The 5,122-nt window shown below is 76.2% G+C and carries 7 protein-coding genes; all 7 read left to right on the top strand.

What is annotated here, in order from left to right:
- Positions 1-633 (top strand): hypothetical protein (locus tag AC1DUQ_RS17340; RefSeq protein ID WP_477074216.1); only part of this gene is annotated, 633 nt, incomplete at its 5' end.
- Positions 630-905, top strand: a complete 276-nt coding sequence (locus AC1DUQ_RS17335; RefSeq protein WP_477060849.1) for a hypothetical protein — start codon at positions 630-632, stop codon at positions 903-905. The genes AC1DUQ_RS17340 and AC1DUQ_RS17335, both read left to right, overlap by 4 nt.
- Positions 898-2,001, top strand: coding sequence for a contractile injection system protein, VgrG/Pvc8 family (locus tag AC1DUQ_RS17330; protein ID WP_477060848.1), 1,104 nt, complete (start codon positions 898-900; stop codon positions 1,999-2,001). Before AC1DUQ_RS17335 ends, AC1DUQ_RS17330 begins: the two co-directional genes overlap by 8 nt.
- Positions 1,998-2,480 carry a phage baseplate assembly protein V gene (locus tag AC1DUQ_RS17325; RefSeq protein ID WP_477060847.1) on the top strand — a complete coding sequence of 161 codons (483 nt, stop codon included), beginning with the start codon at positions 1,998-2,000 and terminating at the stop codon, positions 2,478-2,480. The genes AC1DUQ_RS17330 and AC1DUQ_RS17325 overlap by 4 nt, the downstream gene beginning before the upstream one ends.
- A gap of 1 nt (position 2,481) precedes the next feature.
- Positions 2,482-2,814, top strand: a complete 333-nt coding sequence (locus tag AC1DUQ_RS17320) for a hypothetical protein (RefSeq protein WP_477060846.1) — start codon at positions 2,482-2,484, stop codon at positions 2,812-2,814.
- Positions 2,811-3,194 (top strand): hypothetical protein, encoded by a 384-nt coding sequence (locus tag AC1DUQ_RS17315; protein ID WP_477060845.1) that lies wholly within the window; start codon positions 2,811-2,813, stop codon positions 3,192-3,194. Before AC1DUQ_RS17320 ends, AC1DUQ_RS17315 begins: the two co-directional genes overlap by 4 nt.
- A partial coding sequence (locus AC1DUQ_RS17310; protein ID WP_477074215.1) for a baseplate J/gp47 family protein occupies positions 3,191-5,122 on the top strand: 1,932 nt, incomplete at its 3' end. The genes AC1DUQ_RS17315 and AC1DUQ_RS17310, both read left to right, overlap by 4 nt.

The raw sequence follows: 5,122 nt of genomic DNA, 5'->3' as shown, positions 1-5,122 counted from the left end.
GCGGGAGGAGCCGTGCTGAGCCGCGGGATGCTCCTGTCCTTCTCCGACCCCGTGGCCGGGATGGTGCCGAGCCTCGTCCCGTTCCAGTACACGCCGGCCGAGGTCACGCGGGTGCTGCGGGTGCAGCAGGGCGGCGGGTCCGGGTCGGGACTGCGCGTCGCGGGCCCCCCGACCGAGTCGTACACGCTCAAGATCGAGCTGGATGCCCTCGGCGCGCTCGAGAAGCCGCTCACGGGCGCCCTCGGCATCGCTCCGCTGCTCGCGACGATGGAGGCGATGCTCGAGCCGGGCGGCGGGGGGCTCGCCGCCCTCGTCGGCGCCGTCGCGGGGGCCCTCGGCGGGGGTGCGGGGGCGCAGCCGGTCCCGGCGCCGACGCTGCCGCTCGTCGTCCTCGCGTGGAGCGTCACCCGCATCGTGCCCGTCCGGATCGACAGCATGACCGTGCGCGAGACCGGGTTCGACGGGCTGCTCCAGCCCGTGCAGGCGACGGTCGACCTGGCGCTGACCGTGCTCCGGGAGCGGGACCTGCAGTCCGACATGACGCTCGCCAAGGTCATGGCGACCGCGTACCAGGCCGTCCGGACCGCGTCCGCCGTCGTGGGCATCGCCCAGGGAGTGGAGCTGATGCTGTGAGCACCCCGACGCACGGCCGGTACTCGGGACAGGCCCGACTGGACGTCCCCCAGGACGACGGGACGACCCGCCCCCTGGTGACCCCGCGGGTGAGCGTCGCGCCGCCCGCCGACGTGCGCTACCCCGTCCGCGCCGGTGACCGCCTCGACCTGCTCGCGGACGCGGCGCTCGCCGACAGCACGCGATGGTGGTCGATCGCGGACGCGAACCCCGTCGCCGACGCGCTCGCCCTCGAGGAGCCCGGGACCCTGCTGGCGGTGCCCGATGCCTGACACGCGCACCGTGGTCACCGTCGGCGGGTCCCCGCTGACGGCCCAGCAGCTCCTCCTCGTGCAGACCGTCACGCTCGAGGAGTCGCTCGGGAGCCCCGCCAAGGTGAGCATCGCGGTCACCATGGAGACCGGTCCGCGGAGCACGTGGACGAGCCCGCTCGACGCGCTCGTCGCACCCGCCGAGCCGTTCACCGTCGAGGTGTCCCGCGGGGGCACCTCGTGCGCGGTCGACGCACGCAGCGTCAGCGCGAGCTGGTCGTTCGCCCCCGGCGGTGCGTCGACGCTCACGGTCGAGGGGATGGACCGCAGCGTCGAGCTGGACCGACGCGACGTCCAGCGCCTCTGGCAGGACACCACGGACGCGACCATCGCTCGCACGATCTTCGAGGACCACGGGCTGACCGCCCAGGTGGACAGCACCCCGACGGGCGCGGACTCCGACACGTACTCGCCCCAGCAGGCCGCGACGGACTGGACGTTCCTCAAGGGCCTCGCCGCGCGCAACGGGTTCGACGTGTACGTCGAGTCGGTGGACGGCGTCCCGACCGGCATGTTCCGCAAGATCGACCCGACCGCGGAGCCGCAGGCGCGGGTGGCGCTCGGCTACGGCGAGCACGGCGGCCGCGCCAGCGCCTCCGTGCAGCTGCTCGCCGGGCAGGAGGTGCACGTCACGCGCAGCGTCCCCGGCACCGCCGACACCGACGTGGCGAGCGACCCGGGCACCGGCCACGCCATGGGCACCCGGTCGCTCGGGGGCGTCACGCTGGTCCGGACCAACGCCGCCGCGGGGATGTCGGTCGTCGACGCCGCCACGACGGCGACCGCCATGGCCGAGCGCAGCGCGTTCGGCGCGACCCTCACGGTGACGCTCGCCACCCCGGACGCACCCCTGGTGCGCGCGCGCCGGACGCTGACCGTGGCGGGCCTGGGCGAGGCGCTCGACGGCCCGTGGCTGGTCCGGTCGGTCCGGCACACGGTGACGCCCGGCGGCCACACCCAGGCACTGGGCCTGGTGCGGAACGCCCTCGGCGATCCCGGCGCAGCCGGTGGGCTCGGCGGGCTCGTGGCGGCGGTCGGAGCGGGGGTGGGGCTGTGAGCCAGGACCACACGGGGCTGTTCACCGGGGTCGTGACCGACAACGACGACCCCGACGGCAAGTGCCGGATCAAGGCGGAGGTGCCCGAGGTGCTCTCGGGAGCGACGGGCTGGTGCACGCCGGCGCTGCCCTACGCCGGCGACGGCTGCGGCTTCGCCGTCGTCCCGCCGGTCGGCGCCGCGGTGCTCGTCCAGTGGCCCCGCGGCGACCTGTCCGCGCCGCCGGTCTGGTCGGGGGCCAGCTACGGCGCCGGCGCGGGCGTCGAGGGGGCCGGGCCGGACACGCTGATCATCCTCACGCCCGGCGGGCACCGCCTCGAGCTGTCGGACGACCAGACGGCCCTGACCATCACCTGCTCCGAGGGGCCGGTCATCACGCTCGACGGCAACGGCATCTCGATCGACAACGGGCAGGGCGCGACGATCACGATGGAGGGCTCGTCCGTGGACATCAACGACGGCGCCCTGGTGGTGAGCTGACGTGGGCGGCAAGGTGCTGACGACGGCGACCGTGGCCTCGTGCCCGCACGGCGGTCAGGCGTCCTTCACCGCGAGCCAGAGCGCGCTCAAGATCGACAGGTCGGCGGCGCTCGTCGCGTCGGACTCCACGAGCATCGCGGGCTGTTCCTTCATGATCGGCAACACCCCGAGCCCGTGCACGACGGTCCAGTGGCAGGGGCCCGCCACCCGGGTCACCGCGGGCGGCACGGCCGTGCTGCTCGACTCGAGCACGGGCCTGTGCATGAGCGCGGCGTCGGCCCCGCAGGGCAGCCTCCAGATCAGCTCCGTCCAGGGCAAGGTGACGGCCACGTGAGCTCGCCCCGCCGGTACGCCGCGCAGCCGTGGGTCGTCGGACCGGCCTGGCGGCTGGTGACGCGCGCGCCGCTGGAGCATCTCGACGACCTGGTCCGCCTCGTGCTCCTCACCGGCCCGAACGAGCGGCTGCACCGCCCGGGATTCGGCGCCGGCCTCGGCGCGTCGACGCTGTTCGAGCCCTTGTCGCCGGATGTCGCCGGCACCGTGCGCGCCCGAGCCCGCGGCAGCCTCGCGGAGTCGCTCGGCGACCGCCTGGACGTGGTGGACGTCCAGGTGCGGGTCGACGACTCCGCGTTGTCGGCGGTGGTCGTCTACCGGCCCAAGCCCGCCGGGCAGACCCGCGAGGTCACCCTCACCCTCCCGGCGGCCGCGCTGTGACCGCGGGGCCGTACGACGCGTGGACGCGGCCGCAGCAGCCGGAGGCCACGGCGGTGCTGCGACCGCGCGCGCTGTTCGCGTCCCCGGCGACGGTGCTCGGGCTGCGCGCGGCGTCGGCGACCGCCTCGGGGGCGGTGCGGACCGTGTCGGTCTGGCTGTACGGGGACCCGCCGGCGGCGATCACCGCGGCGGCGCTGTGGACCCTCACGAGCGGTCCCGGCGCACCGGCCGTGTCCGTCACGGGCGCCGGCACGCTCGTCCCCGCCGGCACGGACCCGGACGGCATCCCCGTGCCCGCCCACCTCGACCTGCCGGTCGCCGCGGTCGGTGCGCCGCTCCCTGGGCGGGCGCCGTACCGGCTCGGGGTCGATCCCGCGGGACTCGCCGTCCTCGGCCTCGGCCTGGACCCCCTGCGGCGGTACCTGCCCGTGCGGCTGCGTCCCGAGTGCGGCGACGCACCGGACTGCGTCACGGTGCCGGCCCAGCCGTCCCCGCTGACGCCGCCGGACTACGACACGCTCGCGCGGGACTACACGGGCCTGCGCGCGATGCTCCTCGAACGCCTGCGGCACCTGTCCCCCGGCGCCGACGAGTCGCCCGCCGACCTCACGATCACGCTCCTCGAGCTCATGGCGCACCTCGGCGACCTCCTCGCGTACCGGCAGGACCGGGTGGCGACCGAGTCCTGGCTGCCGACGGCCAGGCGACGCGCCTCGGTGACGCGCCACGCCCGGCTCGTCGACTTCGCGGTGCCGCCGGCGACGAGCGCGGCGGCCGTGGTGCAGGTGCAGGTGCGCCACCACAACGCCGGCCCGGGGGACGCGACGTTCGTCGTCCAGCCCGGCGACCTGGCGACCGAGGCGCCGGGTGACCCGGCCGAGGCGCCCGGAGCAGCACACTTCACGCTCGAGACCGAGACCCCCGTCACGGTCCGCTCGTCGCACGGCGAGGTCGCGCTCTACGACTGGGCGGAGGCCGACGCCGTCCTGACCGCGGGGGCCACGAGCGCGGTCCTCGTCCGCCCCGTCCCCGGCGACGGGATCCCCCTCGCCACCTGGCTCCCGGTGGGATCGCTGCTCGCCCTCGAGGTCGTCGCCCCCGGACCGGCCGGTGAGCAGGAGTCCTGGGCGCGGCGCGCGCGAGCGTGGCCACCGGCGGACGGGTCCGGTGGGCAGACCCGCGTGCCGCTGGTCAGCCACCCCGCCCAGGTGGTGCGCGTGACCCACGTCGTCGCGATCGACGACCCGCTCACGCCGGGCCTCCCGCTGGTCCGGGTGTTCTGGGACGGCGTCGACGCGCTGCGGCGCCCGGTGCCGGTGAGCATCGACCCGTCGGGCGGCACGCCCCGGGTGGGGGTCGCGCGGCTCGGGCTGCTCCCCGCGCACCACGGCCTGTGCGTCGACGGTGTCGGCGCGGTCGCACCCTTCGACCCGCTCACCGGCTCACGTCCGGACCCGGCGACCTCGCGCGTCTCCGACTACCACCTGGTCGCGGCGGCGGCCGAGGGGCTGTCGTGCGCACCGGGCGGGCGCCCGTGGCAGGTCGACACCAGGGTGGTCCTCCCGAGCGGGACGGTCGTCGGCGCGCCGCGCGTCACGAGCCTGCTCCGGGCACCGCTCGAGGGGTTCAGCGTCGCCGTCGACCACGACGACGACGAGCCACCGCGCCTGCGGTTCCGCACCGGTGCGCTCGGGCTCGTGCCGCCGACGTCGAGCGCCGTGACGGTGCGCTACCAGGTCGGCGCCGGGACGTCCGGGAACATCGCCGCCGGCACGCTCACGCGGCTCCTGCGGACCTCGTCGCCCGTGGGGCAGCCGTGCCTGTGGCTCCCGCCGGACGACAGGGTCACCGCGCGCAACGTCACGCCCGGCACGGGCGGCGCGGCCGCGATGCCGCTCGACACCGTGCGACGCGACGCCCCGCAGGCG

Source organism: Cellulomonas sp. P4_B5_2 (genome assembly GCF_056402235.1).
The sequence above is the reverse complement of the archived record's forward strand: the minus strand, read 5'-3'. Positions and strand labels throughout refer to the sequence as shown.

What these genes read in the sequence shown, in the direction of transcription:
- AC1DUQ_RS17330 (WP_477060848.1), top strand. Translation starts at nt 898, where the DNA reads ATGCCTGACACGCGCACCGTGGTCACCGTCGGCGGGTCCCCGCTGACG.